The sequence below is a fragment of the Mycobacterium sp. 360MFTsu5.1 genome, assembly GCF_000383495.1.
Classification (GTDB): domain Bacteria; phylum Actinomycetota; class Actinomycetes; order Mycobacteriales; family Mycobacteriaceae; genus Mycobacterium; species Mycobacterium mucogenicum_B.
In genome coordinates this window covers 108,701-128,582 of sequence record NZ_KB911466.1, presented here as the reverse complement: position 1 = coordinate 128,582, position 19,882 = coordinate 108,701, and the positions used below count along the sequence as shown (strand labels likewise).

The window sequence follows — 19,882 nt, the reverse complement described above, 5'->3', positions numbered from 1 at the left end:
CCGCGCTGCCACCACACCCCAGGCGTAGCGCGCAGGTCAGCCCCGCGAACGCTGATAGGCTCACGCGCCATGGGCATTGCGGACGACATCATCGGAACCCACTTCCGGTACCCGGATTACTTCGAGGTCGGCCGCGAGAAGGTCAAGGAGTTCGCGCAGGCGGTCCAGGACGATCACCCGGCCCATTTCTCCGAGGAAGCGGCCGCTGAGTGCGGCTCGGACACCCTGATCGCGTCGCTGACGTTCATCGCCGTCGCGGGCCGGCGGGTCCAGCTCGAGCTCTTCAACCAGTTCGACGTGCCGATCAACCTGGAGCGGGTGTTGCACCGCGACCAGAAGCTGATCTTCCACCGCCCGATCCGGGTCGGCGACCGGCTGTGGTTCGACTCGTACCTGGACTCGGTGATCGAGTCGCACGGCACGGTGATCGCCGAGATTCGCGCCGAGGTCACCGACGACGCCGGTGAGCCGATCATGACGAGCATCGTCACCATGCTGGGCGAGGCCCAGAACGACGACGAAGCCGGCGAGGTCAGCGCGCAGATCGCCGCGGCCCGCGACGCCGCCATCGCGAAAATGGTTGCCGCGCAAAAGGGTTGAACCTTCGCGCGAGTTGTCTGGCGAGTTGACTGTGCGTCTGCGCCGATCGCCGGAGTAGCCACTGCCGTCACCGCAGCGTGAGTTCACCCTGTTTCCAGGCCGGAAAAGCTCGAGTAACGCGCACCCTCACCGCAGACCCGAACCCCGGCTGCCGTTGATCCTGTACAAACGGCGGAAAAGGTCGAGTAACCGGCACCCTGACTACAGGGTCAGCATGGCAGACCACGCCCGCGATGTTGATCCTGTACACACGGCGGAAATGCCCCGAGTGGCGCGCACCCTCACCGCAGAGCGAGTTGACCGTGCCTCCATGCCGAGCGGCACTCGAAAAACATCAGCGCCAGCGCACACTCAACAACTGGCGCCTACAGGAACGTGCCGCGGCGATTGGCGAGCAGCTGGTACAGCGTCTGCTGAATGGTCGCGCGCACCTGGTCGGTCAGCTCGAAAGTGATCATCGGATCGTCGGCGGCGGACTCGTCGTAGTCGGCCGTCGAGATGGGCTCGCCGAACTGGATGTACCACTTCGACGGCAGCGGCAGGAGTCCGATGGGCCCGGCGAGCGGGAACAGCGGCGTCAGCGGGAAGTACGGCAGTCCGAGCAGGCGGGCCAGCAGCTTCACGTCGCCGATCTTGGGGTAGATCTCCTCGGAGCCGACGATCGAGCACGGCACGATGGGCGCACCCGAGCGCAGCGCCGCCGAGACGAAGCCGCCGCGGCCGAACCGCTGCAGCTTGTACCGGTCCTTGAACGGCTTGCCGAGACCCTTGTACCCCTCGGGGAACACGGCGGTCAGCTCGCCGGCCTCGAGCAGCCGGTGGGCGTCGGCGGTGCAGGCCATGGTGTGGCCGGCCTTGCGCGCGGCCTGGCCCACCACCGGCAGGTCGAAAACGAGGTCGGCGGCCAGCAGCCGCAGGTCCCGGTGCTTCGGGTGCTTGTCGTGCACGGCGACCGACGTCATCAATCCGTCGAACGGCAATACGCCCGCATGGTTTGCCACGACCAATGCTGCGCCGTCGTCCGGCAAATTCTCGATGCCGGATACCTCGACACGGAACCACGAATTGAAAAGTGTTCGCAGCAAAGGAAGAAAGACCGCATTGTTGAGATGCTGGTCAAAACCGAATTCGTCGACACGGTAGTCGCCGGTCAGTCGCTTACGGATGAAATCCGAAGCGGCACTTATGCGTTGGGCCAGTTCATTGGGCCCCTCGTCGGCCGCAGCGCCGGCCGCGGCAAACCGGTGCTGGTCGATCTCCCGGACCACGGCAGCAATCTGCTCAGCCGATGCGCGGGTCCCGGGGTCGGTCAACAGCGAAGGATGTCGCAGCGTTGCATCCCGCTTCGATGCCCGACGTTGCGCAGCAGCGCGTGTCGAATTCGAATGGAGCGGAATGACTTTGGCTTTAGATTCGCCCGCCACGTCAATATCTCCCACCATCAAAAACTTGCGAAATCAGCGTCCCCACCGCTGCGCTGCGGCCACTGCACGACGCTCCACTGAGCCTACCCACCCTGGGTCGATAATGGGCGTCAGCGCGCGGCCTGAAACGTAATCGTCAAAAGCCTCCATGGTCGTCCACTTTGGGGTATAGCCGAGTTCCCTCGTCATCCGTGTGGTGTCCATGACCCGGCCATAGCGCATGTAGTCGGACTGTTCGCGGTCCAGTTCGACGCCCGCGGTCGCTCGTCGCCAGGCGTCGAGCACCCACATCGTGGGGCCGGCGAGCGGCAACCCGATGCGGCCGGACCGGCGAATGGCCTGGCTCATCAGGATGATGCCCGACGCCCCGATGTTGAAGGTGCCGGCCCGCCCCACCAGGGTGGCGCGCTCCAGCGCCCCGAGGGCGTCCTGCTCGTGCAGCAATTGCAACCGGGCGTCGTGCCCGAACGCGGTCGGCACCAACGGGCCCGCCAGGTACCGCGACAGCGCGGTGTCCATGGCCGGACCGATCATGTTGGCCAGCCGCAGGATCGTGACCGCGATGTCGGGCCGGCGCCGCGCGAGACCGCGTGCGTAGCCCTCGATGTCGATGCTGTCCCGGGCGAAGCCCTCCCCCGGTGGGCGACGGGCACTGCTGTCCTCGGTGAACATCACCGGATCACGCGGGCTGGACCCGTAGATCTCCGATGTCGACTTGAGGATCACCCGGCGGACCGAAGGCGCCTTCTGACAGGCCGCGAACAACTGCATCGCGCCCATGACGTTGAGCTCTTTGAGCGCAGCGCGACCGGACTGCGGCACGTAGGACGCCGCCGCCGCGTGGACGACGGTGTCGACGTTGCCGTTCCGGATCACCTTGGCGATGAACGGGTTGCGGATGTCCGCGCGGACGAACTCCGCGCGGCCCATACGCCGCAACATGTCCTTGCTCGGCGTGATCGCGTCGACCGCGATCACATGCTCGATGAGCTGGTTCTGAGCGAGTCTGGCTGTCAGATATCCGCCCAGGAACCGGCACGCACCCGTTACCAGCACCACCTTGGGGTGGTGCAGGGTCTCGGGGATGTCCGGGCCGGAATCGCTTCCGCCCGGCGCTGTGGGCCGGCTTCCGGGGCGTCCGTCGGCATCCATTTGGTCAGCCTAGTGGGCGACGCAAACGAGCGCTGAGAACTACTTACCGAGTTTTCTGCGCTGAACCCGGGTGCGACGAAGCAGCTTGCGGTGCTTCTTCTTCGACATGCGCTTACGCCGCTTCTTGATGACTGAACCCATAGACTTTGAAGTCTCCGCTACTAGACGTCGATCCGTGAAGATCGGTGTGAAACCAACCCCGCCACTTTACCCGGCCGGGTTTCCCGCCACGAAAACGCCTGCTGGATACGCCCGCCTATCAGCGATTTCGGCGTGCCCTGCAGCGCTGATCGATGCAAATCACGCCGAAGTCGCGGATACGGTGCTGCGCACCCGAGGTACGCAGCACTCAGCCGGGCGCGCGGAGACTAGCCCGCGTCGTGGTACGACGACTCGAGGAGGTCGTGCACGGCCTTGGCGTGCACCCGAAATGAGCGGCCGACACGCACCGCGGGCAGCTCTCCGTTGTGCACCAGCCGGTATACCGTCATCTTGCTGACCCGCATAAGGCTCGCAACCTCGGCAACAGTCAGGAACTGCGTTCGTGGCTGATCGCCACCGTCACGCGCCGATGGCCCGTTCATAGACGTCATCGCAACCCAATCAATCAGGCACGGCCAGCTCCAGCGGCTTCCCCTCCGCTGGCACCAACGCGTGCTTACGAGAAGGAGAATAGCGTGGCCAATGTGGTTATTGCGACGGGTGTGGGGTAATCAATCTGAAATCTTAGAACTACTCAGATGTAATTCTTAGCTGCTCAGACCGTGTTTTTGCGGCTTCGACCGCACTCGCGACGGCAGACCGCAGGCCACCGCGTTCGAGTTCCCGCAGACCAGCGGCGGTAGTGCCCCCCGGAGAGGTCACCGAAGCCCGCAATTGTGCGGCGCTGGTGTCCAGCGGACCGACCGCGGAACCAGGGCCGGATTCCGTCATCCGATCGAGCAACATGGCGGCCGCACCGGCCATCGTCTGGGCCGCCAGCTCGGTTGCTACGGGCCGTGGGAGGCCCGCTGCGACACCCGCATCGACGACCGCCTCGACCATCAGGAAGAAGTACGCAGGGCCCGAACCGGACACCGCGGTGACCGCGTCCATCTGCTTCTCGGGCACCGTCAGCACCGCGCCGACGGCGGAGAAGATCTCCGACACCTCGGCCAGCTGCGCGTCGTTCGCGTACCGGCCCCGCGACAGCGCGGTGATGCCCGCACCGACCAGCATCGGCGTGTTCGGCATGACCCGGACCACCGGCGAACCGGCCGGCAGCTTGGCTTCGTAGAAGGCCGTGGGGACGCCCGCGGCCACCGACACGACGACCTGCTCGACGCTGCTGCTGTCGGCGTCCGCGGCCGCGTCGGCCAGCGTCTCGACGACGCCCTCGACGGCGTCGGGCTTGACGGCCACGATCACGTAGGCCGCGTTCTCGGCGGCGTCCGCGACATCGGTGACCCGGACGGAGTACTTCTCGGCGAGCTGCGCGGCACGAGCCGAATTGGCCTCGGCGACTACGAGATCCTTGACCTGCCGCCCTGACTGCAACAGCCCCGCCAGCAGGGCCTCGCCGATATTTCCGCCACCGATGATCGCAATTCTCGCCACGGGAGACAGCATGCCAGGACGGCGCGGGGTCAGCGCAGCAGGTGCCGCCGCGCGAATTCGAGCGACTCGACGAGCAGCGCCTCGCGCTCGGCGTTGTTGCGTGCCGCCGACGTGGTGACCTCCAGGATGACGTGTCCGGAGAACTCACTGGCGGCCAGCATCTGGCAGATCTGCACCGTCGGCTGGCTGCCGCGCCCGGGAACCAGATGCTCGTCGGTGGACGCGCCGTTGCCGTCGCACAGATGCAGGTGCACCAGCCCCTTGCCCATGCGCCGCGCCATGTCGACGGCATCGGTGCCCGCCGTCGCCGAATGCGACAGGTCCAGGGTGTAGTGGGCGTGATTGCCGTCCAGCGGGTCGTAGGACGGCGCGAACGCCGAGATCCCCGGTCCCGGGGTCCCGCCGCGTTTACGCATCCGCTCGATGGACGGCTGGCCGGTGCCGAAGAACCGGTCGGTGCGGAACGGGAACATGTTCTCGACCGCGACCAGGACGTCGCTCGACGCCTCGAGCTCGGCGACCTGGTCGGAGAAACCTTCGGCATAACGGCGCTGCCACCGGAACGGCGGATGCACGACGACCGTCTGCGCACCCAGCTGCTCGGCGGCCCGCACGCTGCGTTCGAGCTTCGGGATCGGGTTGGAGCCCCACACGCGCTGCGAGATCAGCAGGCACGGCGCGTGGACGCTGAGCACCGGAACCCCCCAGCGCTGTGACATCCGCTCGATGGCGTCGATGTCCTGGCTGACGGGCTCGGCCCACACCATCAGCTCGACACCGTCGTAGCCGAGGCGGGCGGCGTACTCGAAGGCAGCCTCGGTCCGCAAGGGATAGACCGACGCGGTGGACAGACCTACCTTGATGGCGGGACGCACAGGCCTCCGGTTCAGGCTGAGTAGAGCAGTGCCAAGGGTCCGAACGTGACAAGACCGCCGACCAGAATCGCGATCAGCGTACTGGCCAGGTCGTGATCCTTCCGGATCACGCGAATCCCGGCGACCAGGCCGAGGATCACCAGCATCGAGAGCATCAGCGCCACGATCTGGTTCCAGCGCCACAGCTGGTCGAACGCGAAGAACATGCCGGCGCCGAAGACGACCGCCAGCAGGCTCTGCCCGACGACCCACGCGCCGCGTTTCAGGCCGGAACCGGACTTCTCGTCGTCCTCGTGGTCGGCTTCGTCGTGGTCGACGTCCGCAGCGGGCACGTCGTGGTCCGCGACGAGCTCTTCGCGCCGGGTGTCCTCGTCCGCCGCGAAGCCGCCGAACAGGGCGTCGTAGCGCTCGGCGCGGCCATTACGCGACGGCTCCCGCGGCGCCTCGGGAGCGGCTTGCGGCGCCTCCGTGTCGTGGACGTCCTCGTCGTCCTCGACGACGGGAACGGCCCCGGTGTCGAGCTTGGCGACGGGCTCCGCGTCCGTGAGCGACAGCAGGTCGTCGTCGATGTCCGCGTCGGCCGGCAGGTCCTCGTCGACCGGGTCGGGGCTCATCTCCTCGGCGCCGCGGACCGGCTTGAACGACCAGCGGAAGGCGGGCTTGCGCGACGGCGCCACGAACTCCACCGGATCGGCCTCGGCGTCACGACGGCGCAGGTGGTCCTCGTAGTCGTCGACCACCGCGGTGTCCGCGGGCACGGGTTCGACGATGTCGGTGTGCAGCATCTCCTCGTCGACGACGTACTGGACCCCGGTGTCGTCGGGCTCCATCTCGTCGGCCGCGGACGGCGTCTCGTCCTCGACGGCGGTAGGCGGCTCTTCGACGGCGGCTTCCGCTTCCGGCTCGGCGACGGGCTCGGGTTCGGCGACGGGCTCGGGAGCGGCTTCCTCCGGAGCCGGGGCCTCAGGGGCCTGCGCCGGCTCTGCGTGCAGCGTCTCCGGCCGGATGATCGGGATTTCGCCCGTCAGTTCGGCGACGGTCACCGCGTCGCTGTTCCCCCGCCGGCGGCGCCGGCGGCCGCCGACCGGCGGCGCACCGATGGTGCCGTTCTTGGCCAGCAGCTCGGCGACCGAGATCGGTCGCGTCGCCGAGAAGTCGTCTGAATCTGTCATCGTGTCTCGCCTTTGGCGGGAGCCAATCCCGCGAACGTTTCCACCAAGTCGGTTCCATCGGCTTCACTGTCGAGTTTCCGCAGGATCACACCCTCCCGCAACGCCCACGGGCAGATGTCCACGGAGTCGAGCGACAGCGCTCGCATGGTCGCCTCGGCCACCAACGCACCGGCCACGATCTGTGGCGCGCGGTCGGCACTCACCCCCTCCAGTTCGGCTCTGTCGGCCGTGGTCATCCTAGAGATGAAAGATATGAGCTGTCTGAGGCCGGCGGCGGTCAACGTGCGCTTCACGCGCGGTCCCGCGCCCGACGGCGCCGCACCGGTGAGCCGGGCCAGCGACCGGAAGGTCTTCGACGTCGCGACCGCGAGCTCCGGCGTACCGGCCGCCAGCACCTTGGCCGCCGAGGCGGAAATCTCGTTGTCGAGCCAGTCGCGCAGCACCGCCACGCGCCGCCGCCCGGGCGGATCCTCCTGCAGCCATTCGCGCGTCAAACGGCCCGCACCCAGCGGCATCGACAGCGCGACGTCGGGTTCTTCGTCGATACCGCCCGAGAGCTCGAGCGATCCGCCGCCGATGTCGAGGTTGATGATGCGGCCCGCGCTCCAGCCGTACCAGCGGCGCACGGCCAGAAAGGTGAGCCGCGATTCGTCGACCCCGGACAGGACCTGCAGCTGGACGCCGGTCTCGGCCCGCACCCGCGCCAGCACCGCCTCGGAGTTGGTGGCATCCCGGACCGCAGATGTGGCGAACGCCATAAACTCCGCGCACCCCGAGCTGGTGGCGATCTTGGCGAACTCGTCGACGGTCGCGACCAGGCTGTCGGCGCCCTTGCGGGTCAATTTGCCGGTGTCGTCGATCGCCTCGGCAAGGCGCAGTGAGGCCTTGGTGGAACTCATCGGTGTCGGGTGCCCGCCACGGCGCGCGTCGACTACCAACAGATGAACGGTGTTACTGCCCACGTCGAGGACGCCCAATCGCACGGAAACCACGGTAACGGGTCTACGGTTGCGTGCTGTGACCGCATCGCAGAACAGTGCCGGCGAGCCTTCGAAGCCCGGTTCCCACGAGGTGGGACTGGACTTTGCCCGCGAGTGGGTGGAGTTCTTCGACCCTGACAATCCGGAGCACCTGATCGCCGCGGATCTGACGTGGCTGCTGTCGAAGTGGACATGTGTCTTCGGGACGCCGGCGTGCCAGGGCACCGTCGAAGGACGGCCCGACGACGGCTGCTGCAGCCACGGCGCCTTCATGGCCGATGACGACGACGTCGCGCAGCTCGAGGAGTCGGTCAAGCTGCTGACCGACGAGGACTGGCAGTTCCGGGAGAAGGGCCTGGGCCGCAAGGGCTACCTCGAGATGGACGAATACGACGACAAGCCCAACCTGCGGACTCGCAAGTACAAGGGCTCGTGCATCTTCCTGAACCGGCCGGGTTTCGCCGGCGGGATCGGCTGCGCACTGCACAGCAAGGCCCTCAAACTCGGGGTCGAGCCGCTGACCATGAAGCCCGAGGTCTGCTGGCAGCTGCCGATCCGTCGCACGCAGGACTGGGTGACGCGGCCGGACGGCACCGAGATTCTGCGGACCGTCGTCACCGAATACGACCGGCGCGGCTGGGGCGAGGGCGGCCACGACCTGGTCTGGTACTGCACGGGCGACCCGGCAGCGCACGTCGGCGCCCGGGCCGTGTGGGAGTCCTACGGGCCCGAGCTGACCGAACTGCTCGGCGCGAAGGTCTACGCCGAGCTGGCGGCCCTGTGCAAGCGGCGGACCGGGCTGGGGCTCATCGCCGTCCACCCGGCCACCGCGGCGGCAGAGGCCCCGAAAGCGCCGAAGGCCGCCAAGAAATAGCCGCGAGGGGAACTAGCCCTCGAGCTTGTAACCCAGCCCGCGAACGGTGACGAGGTGCACCGGGTTGGCCGGGTCGGCCTCGATCTTGGACCGCAGCCGTTTGACGTGGACGTCGAGGGTCTTGGTGTCACCGACGTAGTCGGCACCCCAGACCCGGTCGATCAACTGGCCACGCGTCAGCACCCGCCCGCTGTTGCGCATCAGGTACTCGAGCAGGTCGAACTCCTTGAGCGGCAGCGTGATGGCGTCGCCGTTGACCGACACGATGTGCCGCTCGACGTCCATGCGGACCGGCCCGGCCTCCAGCACGCCGTCGGCGCCGACGTTGTCGTCGGACTCGCCACCACGGCGCAGCACGGCGCGGATGCGGGCGATGAGCTCGCGGGCCGAGTACGGCTTGGTGACGTAATCGTCGGCGCCGAGTTCCAGGCCGACGACCTTGTCGATCTCGCTGTCGCGCGCGGTCACCATGATGACCGGTACGCCGGACCGCGAACGCAGCTGCTTACAGACGTCGGTGCCGCTCATACCGGGCAGCATCAGGTCCAGGAGCACGATGTCGGCCCCGGCCCGGTCGAATTCGGCCAACGCCGACGGACCATCGGTCACGACGGTGGCCTCGAAACCCTCTTTGCGCAACAGGAACGCCAAGGGATCGGCCAGGGACTCCTCGTCCTCCACGATCAGCACACTGGTCATTGGTTTGGTCGCCCTCCTTGTGATGGCAATGAGTGGTCGTCTCCCTCGTCGACATCCACGTCGTCCGAGTCGAGATAGGCCGGAATCGACAAGGTGAACGTCGATCCGGTTCCCGGCTGACTCCACAGCCGGATGGTTCCGTTGTGGTTGGCCGCAACGTGTTTGACGATGGCCAACCCAAGCCCGGTGCCGCCGGTGGCCCGGGACCGCGCCTTGTCGACGCGGAAGAATCGTTCGAAAACCCGTTCCTGATCGGCTTTTTCGATACCGATGCCGCGGTCGGTCACCGCGATCTCGACATTGTCGCCGTACCGGCGCCGACTGATCGACACCTGGGAACCCTTGGGCGAGTAGGAGATTGCGTTGGACACCAGGTTCGCGAGCGCCGTCGCCAGCAGGGTCTCACTGCCCAGCACCTGATAACCACGCGGCGCGTCCGTGGTGATCGCGATATCGGCGTTGTCGGCGGCCACCTTGTGGCGCGAAACGACCTCGGCGACAACAGAATCCACGTCCACGGCGTCCAGGTGCGGCAGCGGCTCTGCGCCCTGCAGCCGGGACAGCTCGATCAGTTCACCGACCATGTTGGCCAGCCGGTTCGACTCGGTGACGATCTTCTCGGCGAACCGGTTGACCATGTCCTGGTCCTCCGAGGACGCCAGCAGCGCCTCGGCCAGCAGACCCATGGCGCCGACGGGCGTCTTGAGTTCGTGGCTGACGTTGGCGACGAAGTCGCGGCGGCTGGCCTCCATGCGGGCCTGTTCGGACTGGTCGTTGACGTAGACCACCGCGAACCGGCCGTCCTCTTCCGTCAGCTGACGCGCCAGGCCCCGCACCGCCAGCCGCGAGCGGCCCGGTGTGGCCCGTTTGGCCGGCGAGAGATCGAACTCGACGTCCTCGCCGGTGGCCAGGGTCTGCTGCGCGGCCTCCCAAGCCCGGTCGTCGAGCAGCCGGTCCCGCACCAGGCCGAGGTCCTTGGCCAGGCCGTTGGTGTAGACGACGTCGCGGTAGGTGTCGACGACCGCCATCCCCAGCGGGGACATGGACACGATGTGCGCGAACATCTCCGACACCGTAAGCCCGGACTGCTCGGCAGTGCGGCGCTCGCGGCGCTCGTTCAGCCGCGGCACCCACCGCATGCCGATCGCGATGCCCAGAGCCAACGCGAGCAGCGCCGTGGCGGCCACCAGAGGCAGCACGTACGACAAGCTCACGGGCAAATCGTACGCATCAGGTGAACGTCATCCCAGCAGCGAGCGGCCAGATCGGTACAAGTCACACGTACAAATCCAGGTGTTTCACTGGCGTTAACCGCAGTTCACCGGCTGTTCGCGGCGTCAGTGCTGTTTGGCGCCCTGCGCGGCGACGGCGGCAGCCCCCGCCGCGGCCGCCTCGGGGTCGAGGTATTCGCCGCCGGGCACCGTCGGCTTCAGATTTTCGTCCAGTTCGTACTTCAGCGGGATGCCCGTGGGGATGTTCAGACCGGTGATCTCGTCGTCCGACATGCCGTCGAGGTACTTCACCAGCGCCCGCAGCGAGTTGCCGTGCGCGGCGATCAGGACGGTCTTACCGGCCTTGAGGTCGGGCGCGATGGTCTCCTCGAAGTACGGCACGAACCGCTTGACGACGTCGGCGAGGCATTCGGTCAGCGGTGCGTCGATGCCGGCGTACCGCGGGTCGCCGTCCTGGCTGTAGGTGCTGCCCTTCTCGATCGGGGGCGGCGGGGTGTCGTAGCTGCGGCGCCACGACATGAACTGGTCCTGGCCGTACTTGGCCAGCGTCTCGGCCTTGTCGAGGCCCTGCAGCGCGCCGTAGTGCCGCTCGTTGAGGCGCCAGTCGCGATGTACGGGAATCCAGTGCCGGTCGGCGGCGTCCAGCGCCAGGTTCGCGGTGGTGATCGCCCGGCGCAGCAGCGACGTGTACAGCACGTCCGGCAGCACGCCCTGCTCGACCAGCAGCTTTCCGCCTCGGACGGCCTCGGCCCGGCCCTTGTCGGTGAGGTCGACGTCGACCCAACCGGTGAACAGGTTCTTCTCGTTCCACTGGCTCTCGCCGTGACGCAGCAGGATCAAGGTCGGCATGGCCTGCATCTTCTCACGTGCGGGTCTTTGGCTCTCGCCGCACCCGGGAGCCAATGCTGAGGCGCGCTGACACTGCGGCGGCGGCGGAAAAGCCGAGGGAGCCGAGCCCTCGACGCAGCCTCAACGAGTACGACGCGCGGCCGCGGGCTCTGTCTCCGCTGATGTTTCGCTGGAACCCGTCAACTTTCCTTGACCGTCAAGGAAAGTTGACGGGTTCAGATCGAACATGTCCCCAGAAGCGCGACACGCCCAACCCCGACGCGCCGGACCCGCGCGGCCCTACTCCGGCCGCAGGTGCTCGAATGCCTTGAGGTTCTTCAGCGACTCCCCGCGGGCCAGCCGCCACTTCCACTCTTTCTCGATCGACGAGCGGAACCCCAACTCGAGCAACGTGTTGAAGTCGAAGTCGACGGCCTCGATGACCTGGCCCATCAGCCGGTCGATCTCGTCGGGGGTCACCGCGTGCAACGCCATCCGGCCCACCAGGTAGATGTCGCCGATGTTGTCCAGCGTGTAGGCCATGCCGTACAACCGCCGGTTGCGGCGCAGCAGGTACTTGTAGACGCCCTCGAAGTTCTCGTCGGGCTTGCGGCAGACGAACGCCTCCAGGCGCACGCCGTGCTCACCGACGCTGAGCAGAGTGTTGGTGGTCAGCCGGCGCTCGCCGGGCAGCGCGACGACGATGCCGGGCCGGCCGTGCACTCCCCCGTCGTGGTGGGAGAAGTCGAGTTCGTGTGCGCGCAGGGTCTCTTCGATCAACTGGGTGACCGTGGCGGAGGTCGTCATGCGCGCACGCCCCGGCGGATCAGGAACCGGCGGCTGCGGCGGGCCGCGGCATCACGGCGGGGACGACGGCCGCGGTAGTCGGCGATCGCGCGCGTGTAGCCGGCCAGCAGCGCGTCCACGGTGTGCGCCCACGAGAACGTTGCAGCGTGCTGCAGAGCACCCTCGCGCAGGGATTCCGGACCCATTTCCAGCGTGCGCCCGATGGCGTTGGCCCAATCGACCGGATCGTGGCCTTGCACGAGGACGCCGCTGACGCCGTCGCGCACCGCGACGGGCAGCCCGCCGACCGCGGCGGCCACCACCGGCGTTCCGCAGGCCTGCGCCTCGACGGCGACGAGGCCGAACGACTCCGAATAGCTCGGTACCGCAACGAGATCCGCGGCACGGAACACGTTCACCAGCTGGTCACGGGACTGCGGCGGCAGGAATGTCACACGGTCGGTGATACCCAGCTCGTCGGCGAGGGAAACCAGGCCGTCGGGTACGGCCAGGCCACTGCCCGACGGACCGCCGGCGACCACGACGCGCACGTCGGGCAGCTTGGCCGCCGCGCGCAACAGCACGTCAGGTGCCTTCAGTGGCTGGATGCGGCCGACGAAGGCGACCACCTGTTCGTCGGGCGAAAGCCCCAGTGCCGCACGGGCTTCGGCCTTGTCTCCGGGCGTGAACGTCGTCAGGTCGACACCCGGATAGGCCACGTCGATGCGGGCCGGGTCCGCGTGGTGCAGCGAAACCAGTTGCTGCGCTTCGTCTTCGGTGTTGACGATGAACCGGTCGGCGGCGTCGACCACCTGCTGCTCGCCGACCGCGCGCAGCGCCGGCTCCGGCGTATCGCCTTCGGCCAGCGACAGGTTCTTCACCGCGGCCCAGGTGTGCGCGGTGTGCACCAGCGGCACCGCCCACCGGTCCGAGGCCAGCCAACCCACCTGGCCGGACAGCCAGTAGTGCGAGTGCACGATGTCGTAGTAGCCGGGCTCGTGATTGGCCTCGACGCGCAGGACACCCGCGGTGAAGGCGCACAGCTGCGTCGGCAGGTCGTACTTGTCCAGGCCCTCGAACGGGCCGGCGACGATGTTGCGCACCAGGACGCCGGGGGCCACCCGGACGACCGGCGCGTCGGTCGACGACGTGGCCCGGGTGAAGATCTCCACCTCGACACCGCGGCGCGCCAATTCGAGGGCACTCTGCAGGACGTACACGTTCATACCGCCGGCATCGCCGGTGCCCGGTTGGGCCAGCGGCGAGGTATGGACCGACAGGACGGCGACACGCACGCCCTCCATCCTTACACCGTCGCTTCGGACGTCCTCCGTCCGGTGGTCCGAGCTGGGCATTTTGGGGACGCTCGACGCCCGCGAGCGGGCGCGGAATGCACGCCTGACACGGTGTGTCGGCGTGCAGACACGCCCGCTCGCGGGAGGTGGTGCGCCCGTGCTGGGCGCGGGAGATGGGTCAGAGCATGTTGGTGGCGGTCCGGCGGGCGACGGCCATGACGGTGATCATGGGGTTCACGCCGCAACAGGTCGGCATGGCGCTGGCGTCGGCGATCCAGACACCCGGGGTGTCGTGCAGCTCCCCCGACGGCTTGGCGACCGACGTCTGCGGGTCGGCACCCATCCGCGCGCTGCTCATCTGGTGCGCGCTGAACACCGGGGTGCCACCGGGCCCGATCGGCAGCTGGTTGACCTTCTCGATGAACGCCTCCAGGTCCTCGCCGCGCTGCCAGGGTGCGAACGGCTGGCCCGCCGCGTAAATCTGCTGCGCGCCCGCGGCGGCGTGCATGCGGATGGACGTCTCGATGCCCTCCCGGAAGTGGCGGCGGTCGAGTTCGTCGGTGAACGGGTACCAGTGCACCGCCTCACCGTCGGCGTCGATGGTGACGCTGCCGTCGCCGCGGTCCTTGACCAGCACGACCCAGTCGGCGCGGTTCTGGTACTGCCGGGCGAGTTCCTTGTGCTGAGCCCCGGACAGCCACGGCACGGTGGCGGTGAACAGGCCCGGCAGGTGCTGCACGCATTCGATGAGGTAGCCGTGCCCGTCGTGGGCCTCGGCGAACTCGTTCATCACGCCGGCCATGGCGGGGCCGGACCAGGGCTCCTGGCGGTCGTCGTAGATGCCGCTGACGAGGGTCGCCGGGTGCAGCCGCAGGCCGGTGCCGACGGCGGGGCCGCCGATGCCCGACCGCAGCAGCAGCGCCGGGGTTTCCAGGCTGCCCGCGGCCGCGACGACCTGCGGGGAGTTGATCGCCACGCGATGCGCGGTGCCGGTCACCGGGTCGGTGTACGTCGCCTCGACGCCCGCGGCCACCCCGTCGCGCGTGACGATCCGGTGGGCCCGCGTGTTGGGCAGCAGCTGCGCGCCGGCGTCGGAGGCGTCCTGCAGGAACGTCTTCATGGTGCCCTGCTTGGCGCCGGTCTGATCGCCCATGCCGCTGTAGCCGACGAGCGCGGGGTCGAAGCGTTCCGGGTCGATGTTGAGCTGCGCGATGCCGTACGAATAGTCCAGTGCCGCAGCACCTTCCGACAAGCGTTGGTGGGGTTCATTCTGGACGGCGACCTTGTCGCAGCAGCCGATGCGCTCGAAGACCGCGGCCAGGTGCCCGTCGAACGACGGGCCGGTGACGTCCGTGAGGCCGAACTCCTCGGCCCAGGTCTTGCGCACGGTCGCCGGGGTCAGCAGTGAGTTGGACCAGTTGACGGTGCTGCCGCCGCCGACCGTCGACCCGGCGGCGATCGAGACCATGCCGTCGGCGCTCGGGAAGAAGCCGCCGCGCAGGAACAGGTTGTGATAGGCGACGGGCTCGAGCTGCACGAAGTCCGATTCGTTGCGGTAGCCGCCGGCCTCCAGCACGATGACGCGCTTGCCCGCTTCGGCCAGTACCGCAGCGGCAACGCCGCCGCCCGACCCGGATCCGACGATGACGACGTCCGCGTCGAGCGTCGTATCCGCGGCGGGGGTGATGACCGACAGCGTCTTCGGGGTCTGCGGCGGCAGCTGTGCGGGGCCCGGGTAGCCCATGCCCGCCCACAGCGGGTTGCCGTTCTCGCCGCCGGGCAGGCTGTAGGAGAACAGGACCGACAGCGTGTACAGCGCTGTCATGGCCGCGGTGGTCTCGGGCGAGATGCGCGACAGGTTGCCGACGATCACCTCGCGCACGTTGAGCGGCTGGTTGTTGAGGCCGACGAGCTCGGCAGTGTCCAGCAGCTGCTGCAGGCCGGCGAACTGTTCGGCGGGCAGCTTGGTGGTCAGGTACTGCTCGAGCACCGCGTCGGTGCCCAGGTCGCTGCCTTTGGCGGCAAAGAATCCGGTGGGGTCGTCGTCGCGGGGCACCGCGGCGACGTAGGTGTCGACGATGCTCGTGAGGGTCGCGCGCTGCTTGGTGGTGAATGCGTTGGCCATGAAAAGTGCTTTCGGAAGTCGTTGGAAAAAGGGAAGTTTCAGGGCAGCTGCAGGGACTTGGTCTCGAGGAATTCCTCCAGGCCCCACCTGCCGAACTCGCGCCCGGTGCCGGACTGGCCGTAGCCGCCGAACGGGGCGTGGATATTGAAGGCGCCGTCGTTGATCTGCACCTGGCCGGACCGCAGCTGCCGGGCCACGGCGATCGCGCGCTCCCGGTCCGCCGAGTACACGCCGGCGTTGAGCCCGTAGATGCTGTCGTTGGCCAGACGGATGGCTTCGTCCTCGTCGTCGTAGGCCTGGATGACGAGCACCGGCCCGAAGATCTCCTCGCGCACGATGGCCATGTCGGGCGTGCAGCCCGAGAACACCGTCGGCCGGACGTAGAAACCGCGATCCAGGCCGTCGGGCGGGGTCGGGCCGCCGGCCACCAGCCGCGCACCTTCCGCGATGCCCTTCTCGATGTAGCCGACAACGCGGTCGCGCTGCACCGCCGACACCAGCGGGCCCAGTTCGGTGGCCGGGTCGAAGGGATCGCCGACGCGCAGCGCCTCGGCGCCGGCGCGCGCAATCGCTTCCACCTCAGCGACTTTCGCGCGCGGGACGATCATGCGGGTCAGCGCGATGCACGTCTGACCAGAATTCAGGAAGCACCGGGTCAAACCCTCCCGCACGGCCTCGACCAGGTCCGCGTCGTCGAGCACCACCAGCGCCGACTTGCCGCCGAGTTCCAGGCCGACGCGTTTGATGGTCTGCGCCGCCACCGCGCCGATGCGGCGGCCGGCGGCCGTCGACCCCGTCAGCGACACCATGTCCACCTGCTCGTGCGCGACGAGCGTCTCCCCCACACCCGGACCGGTCCCGGTGACCAGGTTGAAGACGCCGGGCGGCAGGCCGATCGCGTCGAAAACCTCGGCCAGGACGTAGGCGTTGAGGGGCGCCACCTCACTGGGCTTGAGCACGACGGTGCAACCCGCGGCCAGCGCCGGCGCCACCTTGGCGGCGATCTGGTGCAGCGGGTAGTTCCACGGCGTGATCGCGACGACGACGCCGATCGGCTCGCGGACCACCAGCGAGTTGTAGACCTGCTCCTCGAACGGAAAGCCCAGTGCCACATCGGCGATCGACACGAACGACTGCACCGGCAGCCCCGCCTGGATCACGTTGCTGTACGCGAACGGCATGCCGACCTCTTGGCTGATCAGCGTGGCGATCTCGGTCTGCCGGCGCTGCAGTTCCTCGGCCGCGAGCTTGAGGTACCCGACACGCTCGGCCACCGACGTCGCCGCCCACCCGGGAAACGCGGCGCGCGCCGCGGCCACCGCCGCGTCGGCGTCGGCGGCGTCGCCCAGCGGGATGGTCGCGATGACGTCCTCGGTGGCACCGTTGACGACCTCGAATCGCTCCGTGCCGATCGACGGCTGCCAGCGGCCGTCGATGTAGTGCGCGTCGTGTTCGATCATCGGGTAGCTCCTGTCGGGGATGTCAGAGATTTGTCACTGCGACCTATGCCATTCCCAGGGTGCGATGTGATGACCGCCATATTCTTGGTCCGGCGGGACAACGAATCGCGCGACATTGTTCGCGCGGACAAACGAGGAGCGAATCGATGCGGACCGATCCGGCCGTGACGGACTGGCTGGCGCAGTTCGCCGAGGTGTCGGAGAACCGGGAGACGCTCGACCGCCTGGTCACGGTGGTCGACGACGAGATCACCGCGGCGTTGCCCATGTTCACGGACCCGACGCTGCGCCGCGACCTCGATGCGAGCACCCGCTCGAACTGGAAGGGCTTCCTCGCCGTCGTGACGCGCGACATCGTCGACGTGCGACCGGCACCCGAGATCTACGACCTGGCGCGGACCCTCGCCCGCCGCGGCTACGAACTGCCGGTGCTGCTGGCGGTCTACCGCATCGGCCAGCGGTCGGCGTGGCAGTTCATCACCGAGACGCGGGTCGCCGCCATCGGCGATCCGGAGCTGCGCGCCGCGGTGCTGATGCAGCTCTGGCCACGGCTGGCGAGCTGGCTGGACACCATGGTCGAGGCGCTGATCGTCACGTTCGCCGAGGAACGCGACCAGTGGCAACGCGGCGCGCGGGCCCGGCGTGCCGAAACCGTCCGGACCATCCTCGCGGGCCAGGCCGTCGACGTCGACGACGCCACCACGGCGCTGTCGTACCCACTTCGCCAGCGCCACACCGCATTCGCGGTGTGGGTCGACGAACACGTGGCCGACGCCGACGTGCAACGGCTGCTCGACGCCACACCCGTCACCGTCAGCGCCGCCCTCGGCGCCGACCGGCCGTTGACGATAACCAGCGGGGCCCGCACCGTGTGGTGCTGGTCGGCCACGACGGGACCGTCGAAACCCTTGTCCGGCAACGATATCGCCGCGCTGCCCGAGTTCGTCCACGTCGCGGTCGGCACGTGCCATCCGGGTGTCGACGGATTCCGCCGCAGCCACGCCGAGGCCCTGGCCGCCCAGTCGGTGGCACACCGCCGCGGCGCCAGCGCGATTCGCTATGACGACGTCGAATTAGCTTGTCTGGCAGCAGGTATCGCGGGCGAAGACGGCATGACCACATTGGTGCGGCGGGAACTGGGCGCGCTCGCGGCGGCCGACGACTCGACGGCACGCCTGCGCGACACGCTCCGGCTGTATCTGGCACATGCGGGTGACGCCCGGGCCGTCGGCGAAATCCTGAACCTGCACCCGAACACCGTCCGCTACCGCATCCGGCAGGCCGAGGGGCTGCTGGGGCATTCCGTCGACCACCGTCGCGTCTACCTCGAACTGGCCCTGCACATCGTCAGCGCCTTCGGTGCTGCTTAGGCGGCGCGCAGGGCGCGGCGCATGGCGCCGATCGGGTCGGCGTACAGCCCGCCGAGGGACACCACACCGGCGCCGGCTTCCTGCACCCGGTTTCCGAACGTGGTGACGCGAATATCCCTGACGCCCAAAACCGTTCGCTCCGCGAATGCCTGCTCGACGATCGGCAGACCCTCGGGGTACTCGGAGAAGGCCTGGCCGCCGACGACCAGATCATCGGGGTTCAGCAGGTCGCGCAGCAGCGCCACCGCGCCACCGAGCACGCGGGCCCGTTCGGCCAGCAGTTCGACGGCCGCGGCGTTGCCGGAGCGTGCGGCGCGCAGCACCGCGGCGATGGTCGACGACGGGCCGTCCGCCGGCACGATCCGCTGCTTGCGGGCGGCGGCAAGCACGGCCTCGTCGCTCACGGTGGACTCGAGCCGGCCGCTGCCGCCGAGCAGTTCCGACTGCGCCGGCAGTCCCGAGATGGTGCCGGGGCCGCTGGCCGGCGAGTGCACCTTGCCGCCGATCGACAGCGCGTAGCCGACGGTCTCGCGGGCGTAGACATACAGGCTGGTCATGGATTCAGACGAGGCCTCCGCGCCGATCTTGCCGCGGCGCGCGCCCAGCAGCAATTCGGCGCCGGCCATCGCATCGACGTGCGACGCCAGCGACACCGGCAGACCGAGGGTCTGGGCCAGGACCGGGCCGACGGGCGCGTCGACCCAGCCGAGGCGCGGGTGGTCGACGTGACCGGTGGCGCTGTCCACGACACCACCGGCGGCGACGCCGACCCACAGCGGGCGGCGCCGGTGCCAGCGGCTCAGGTAGCGCTGCGCGCTGCCGGCCAGCGATGCCAGCGCGGCGTTCTGGTCGCCGCGCGGCGTGGGCGTCTCGACCACGTCGAGGGTGCGGCCGAACAGGTCGGTCGCGACGATCGCGGTGGTGCGGGCGCCGACGTGCAGGCCCAGGGTGAGGAACGGTTCGTGGTTGACCTCGACCGGAATGCGCGGGCGGCCAATGGCGCCGGCGACGGCCAGATCGGCCCGCTCACGCAGCATCCCGGCGTCCAGCAGGGCCGTGACCTGGCGGTTCACCGTGGCGATGCTCAGGCCGGTGGCCTGCGCGATCACGTCCCGGGCGATGGGGCCGCGGAGCCGGGCCGCGCTGAAGACCGAGCCGGCGGCGGCGTCGGCGACGCGGAGCGACGGGGCGACGATGTGGTGCCGGGCCAGCAGGGTGCGCTTGGCGTGGGCATTGGACTGAACGGCAGCGCGGGCGCCAGAACGGGTGGCGACGGTGGAGACGGAAGCAGGCATTTGGGTGTCCTAGGAAAGAAGTCGGGCTGGTGGGTTCTGAGGCCACACCTGCCGACAGCTAGGACGAAGATATCCGTGTCGTGAGTCAGGCGCAGCGCGAAGCGCGACAACAACAACAC

19 protein-coding genes are annotated in these 19,882 nt (G+C 68.5%); 3 read left to right on the top strand and 16 right to left on the bottom strand.

Going from position 1 to position 19,882, the window contains the following annotated elements:
* Window positions 1-69: 69 nt before the first annotated feature.
* Window positions 70-600, top strand: a complete 531-nt coding sequence (locus H289_RS0112825) for an FAS1-like dehydratase domain-containing protein (RefSeq protein ID WP_020101199.1) — start codon at window positions 70-72, stop codon at window positions 598-600.
* A gap of 365 nt (window positions 601-965) precedes the next feature.
* On the opposite strand, the gene H289_RS0112820 is transcribed toward H289_RS0112825, so the two are convergent.
* The 8 genes from H289_RS0112820 to H289_RS0112790 form a co-directional block, all read right to left on the bottom strand.
* Complete coding sequence (locus H289_RS0112820) at window positions 966-2,042, bottom strand: lysophospholipid acyltransferase family protein (protein ID WP_502685701.1); 1,077 nt, start codon at window positions 2,040-2,042, stop codon at window positions 966-968.
* Window positions 2,043-2,057: 15 nt separating this feature from the next.
* Window positions 2,058-3,176, bottom strand: coding sequence for an SDR family oxidoreductase (locus H289_RS0112815; RefSeq protein WP_020101197.1), 1,119 nt, complete (start codon window positions 3,174-3,176; stop codon window positions 2,058-2,060).
* 39 nt (window positions 3,177-3,215) lie between these two features.
* The gene (locus H289_RS32400; protein ID WP_003402602.1) at window positions 3,216-3,317 is read right to left on the bottom strand and encodes a 30S ribosomal protein bS22; all 102 of its coding nucleotides are present in this window, start codon (window positions 3,315-3,317) and stop codon (window positions 3,216-3,218) included.
* A gap of 227 nt (window positions 3,318-3,544) precedes the next feature.
* Window positions 3,545-3,769 carry a cell division/environmental response transcriptional regulator gene (locus tag H289_RS0112810; RefSeq protein ID WP_029105159.1) on the bottom strand — a complete coding sequence of 75 codons (225 nt, stop codon included), beginning with the start codon at window positions 3,767-3,769 and terminating at the stop codon, window positions 3,545-3,547.
* Window positions 3,770-3,908: 139 nt separating this feature from the next.
* Complete coding sequence (gene proC, locus H289_RS0112805) at window positions 3,909-4,772, bottom strand: pyrroline-5-carboxylate reductase (RefSeq protein ID WP_177127405.1); 864 nt, start codon at window positions 4,770-4,772, stop codon at window positions 3,909-3,911.
* Window positions 4,773-4,801: 29 nt separating this feature from the next.
* A complete protein-coding gene (locus tag H289_RS0112800) occupies window positions 4,802-5,647 on the bottom strand; it encodes a sugar phosphate isomerase/epimerase family protein (protein WP_020101194.1) in 846 nt (281 codons plus the stop codon).
* An 11-nt stretch (window positions 5,648-5,658) separates the two neighbouring features.
* Window positions 5,659-6,819, bottom strand: a complete 1,161-nt coding sequence (locus H289_RS0112795; RefSeq protein WP_020101193.1) for an Rv0497 family membrane protein — start codon at window positions 6,817-6,819, stop codon at window positions 5,659-5,661.
* A complete protein-coding gene (locus H289_RS0112790) occupies window positions 6,816-7,802 on the bottom strand; it encodes a Ppx/GppA family phosphatase (protein ID WP_029105158.1) in 987 nt (328 codons plus the stop codon). The genes H289_RS0112795 and H289_RS0112790 overlap by 4 nt, the downstream gene beginning before the upstream one ends.
* 34 nt (window positions 7,803-7,836) lie before the next feature.
* Between H289_RS0112790 and H289_RS0112785 the strand changes: the two genes are divergently transcribed.
* On the top strand, window positions 7,837-8,673 hold the full coding sequence (locus H289_RS0112785; protein ID WP_051128478.1) for a DUF3109 family protein: 837 nt from the start codon (window positions 7,837-7,839) through the stop codon (window positions 8,671-8,673).
* A 12-nt stretch (window positions 8,674-8,685) separates the two neighbouring features.
* On the opposite strand, the gene regX is transcribed toward H289_RS0112785, so the two are convergent.
* The 7 genes from regX to H289_RS0112750 all read right to left on the bottom strand — a co-directional run bounded on the left by regX (window position 8,686) and on the right by H289_RS0112750 (window position 17,098).
* Window positions 8,686-9,372: a two-component sensory transduction protein RegX gene (gene regX / locus H289_RS0112780; protein ID WP_020101190.1), complete on the bottom strand. Its 687-nt coding sequence runs from the start codon at window positions 9,370-9,372 to the stop codon at window positions 8,686-8,688.
* The gene (locus H289_RS0112775; protein ID WP_020101189.1) at window positions 9,369-10,586 is read right to left on the bottom strand and encodes a sensor histidine kinase; all 1,218 of its coding nucleotides are present in this window, start codon (window positions 10,584-10,586) and stop codon (window positions 9,369-9,371) included. Before H289_RS0112775 ends, regX begins: the two co-directional genes overlap by 4 nt.
* A 123-nt stretch (window positions 10,587-10,709) precedes the next feature.
* Complete coding sequence (locus H289_RS0112770) at window positions 10,710-11,462, bottom strand: phosphoglyceromutase (protein WP_020101188.1); 753 nt, start codon at window positions 11,460-11,462, stop codon at window positions 10,710-10,712.
* 270 nt (window positions 11,463-11,732) lie between these two features.
* Window positions 11,733-12,239 carry a type III secretion system chaperone family protein gene (locus tag H289_RS0112765; protein WP_020101187.1) on the bottom strand — a complete coding sequence of 169 codons (507 nt, stop codon included), beginning with the start codon at window positions 12,237-12,239 and terminating at the stop codon, window positions 11,733-11,735.
* Window positions 12,236-13,522 carry a D-inositol-3-phosphate glycosyltransferase gene (mshA, locus tag H289_RS0112760; RefSeq protein WP_020101186.1) on the bottom strand — a complete coding sequence of 429 codons (1,287 nt, stop codon included), beginning with the start codon at window positions 13,520-13,522 and terminating at the stop codon, window positions 12,236-12,238. Before mshA ends, H289_RS0112765 begins: the two co-directional genes overlap by 4 nt.
* A gap of 169 nt (window positions 13,523-13,691) precedes the next feature.
* Complete coding sequence (locus tag H289_RS0112755) at window positions 13,692-15,638, bottom strand: GMC family oxidoreductase (RefSeq protein ID WP_020101185.1); 1,947 nt, start codon at window positions 15,636-15,638, stop codon at window positions 13,692-13,694.
* A 38-nt stretch (window positions 15,639-15,676) separates the two neighbouring features.
* Complete coding sequence (locus tag H289_RS0112750) at window positions 15,677-17,098, bottom strand: aldehyde dehydrogenase family protein (protein ID WP_020101184.1); 1,422 nt, start codon at window positions 17,096-17,098, stop codon at window positions 15,677-15,679.
* A gap of 146 nt (window positions 17,099-17,244) precedes the next feature.
* Here H289_RS0112750 and H289_RS0112745 point away from each other — a divergent pair, with 146 nt between their 5' ends.
* Window positions 17,245-18,468 (top strand): PucR family transcriptional regulator, encoded by a 1,224-nt coding sequence (locus tag H289_RS0112745; protein WP_020101183.1) that lies wholly within the window; start codon window positions 17,245-17,247, stop codon window positions 18,466-18,468.
* On the opposite strand, the gene H289_RS0112740 is transcribed toward H289_RS0112745, so the two are convergent.
* A complete protein-coding gene (locus H289_RS0112740; protein ID WP_020101182.1) occupies window positions 18,465-19,763 on the bottom strand; it encodes an ROK family transcriptional regulator in 1,299 nt (432 codons plus the stop codon). The genes H289_RS0112745 and H289_RS0112740 overlap by 4 nt on opposite strands.
* Window positions 19,764-19,882: the final 119 nt, after the last annotated feature.

Excerpts from the sequence above, each read along its gene's own strand:
- H289_RS0112740 (WP_020101182.1), bottom strand. The coding sequence starts at position 19,763 with ATGCCTGCTTCCGTCTCCACCGTCGCCACCCGTTCTGGCGCCCGCGCT.
- H289_RS0112765 (WP_020101187.1), bottom strand. The coding sequence starts at position 12,239 with ATGACGACCTCCGCCACGGTCACCCAGTTGATCGAAGAGACCCTGCGC.
- H289_RS0112815 (WP_020101197.1), bottom strand. The coding sequence starts at position 3,176 with ATGGATGCCGACGGACGCCCCGGAAGCCGGCCCACAGCGCCGGGCGGA.
- H289_RS0112820 (WP_502685701.1), bottom strand. The coding sequence starts at position 2,042 with ATGGTGGGAGATATTGACGTGGCGGGCGAATCTAAAGCCAAAGTCATT.
- mshA (WP_020101186.1), bottom strand. The coding sequence starts at position 13,522 with ATGGAGGGCGTGCGTGTCGCCGTCCTGTCGGTCCATACCTCGCCGCTG.
- H289_RS0112810 (WP_029105159.1), bottom strand. The coding sequence starts at position 3,769 with ATGACGTCTATGAACGGGCCATCGGCGCGTGACGGTGGCGATCAGCCA.
- H289_RS0112750 (WP_020101184.1), bottom strand. The coding sequence starts at position 17,098 with ATGATCGAACACGACGCGCACTACATCGACGGCCGCTGGCAGCCGTCG.
- H289_RS0112795 (WP_020101193.1), bottom strand. The coding sequence starts at position 6,819 with ATGACAGATTCAGACGACTTCTCGGCGACGCGACCGATCTCGGTCGCC.
- H289_RS0112825 (WP_020101199.1), top strand. The coding sequence starts at position 70 with ATGGGCATTGCGGACGACATCATCGGAACCCACTTCCGGTACCCGGAT.
- H289_RS0112745 (WP_020101183.1), top strand. The coding sequence starts at position 17,245 with ATGCGGACCGATCCGGCCGTGACGGACTGGCTGGCGCAGTTCGCCGAG.
- regX (WP_020101190.1), bottom strand. The coding sequence starts at position 9,372 with ATGACCAGTGTGCTGATCGTGGAGGACGAGGAGTCCCTGGCCGATCCC.
- H289_RS0112770 (WP_020101188.1), bottom strand. The coding sequence starts at position 11,462 with ATGCAGGCCATGCCGACCTTGATCCTGCTGCGTCACGGCGAGAGCCAG.
- H289_RS32400 (WP_003402602.1), bottom strand. The coding sequence starts at position 3,317 with ATGGGTTCAGTCATCAAGAAGCGGCGTAAGCGCATGTCGAAGAAGAAG.
- H289_RS0112755 (WP_020101185.1), bottom strand. The coding sequence starts at position 15,638 with ATGGCCAACGCATTCACCACCAAGCAGCGCGCGACCCTCACGAGCATC.